This is a genomic window from Microbacterium sp. P5_E9 (assembly GCF_054049175.1).
Map to the genome: position 1 here is coordinate 1 of NZ_JBFUMV010000155.1, position 525 is coordinate 525.

1 protein-coding gene is annotated in these 525 nt (G+C 62.9%); it reads left to right on the forward strand.

Translation table 11 applies throughout. The features are described 5' to 3' along the window. The coding region (locus tag ACXJ3V_RS20740) for an ABC transporter substrate-binding protein (RefSeq protein WP_457102243.1) at window positions 1-525 on the forward strand (525 nt) is incomplete at both ends.

Consider the following 525-nt stretch of genomic DNA (forward strand, 5'->3'; position numbering starts at 1 on the left):
GGCGGCGTCTCGTTCTTCACCGGCCTGAACGCATCGAGCACGGCGTTGGCCATCACCGCCAAGGTGGCCGGAATGAACGCGTTGTTCCTCGACGCCACCGCCACCAGCGACGACCTCACCGGCAAGAACTGCAACTCGAACTACTTCCGCATCGACACAAGCGACAGCATGGTCATGAACGGCCTGCGCACGCAGCTGCAGGAGAGCGGGATCAAGTCCTGGGACCTGCTCATGGCCGACTACGCGGTCGGCCACGACTATGCCAAGAAGTTCAGCGCGCTCGTCCAGGACAACGGCGGCACCATCGAGAAGACGGTCTTCGCGCCGATGACAGCGAGTGATCTCGGCTCCTACATCTCGCAGCTGAATACCAAGCCCGCCGAGGGACTGGCCATGCTGTATCCGAGTTCGGCCGGCATCGCGTTCGCCAAGCAGCAGCAGCCATTTGGCCTGTTCGGCAAGTACAAGACCGTGATCTCGGCCAGCACCGTCAACGAGGTCCTGGTGGGCGGACAAGGCGACAGC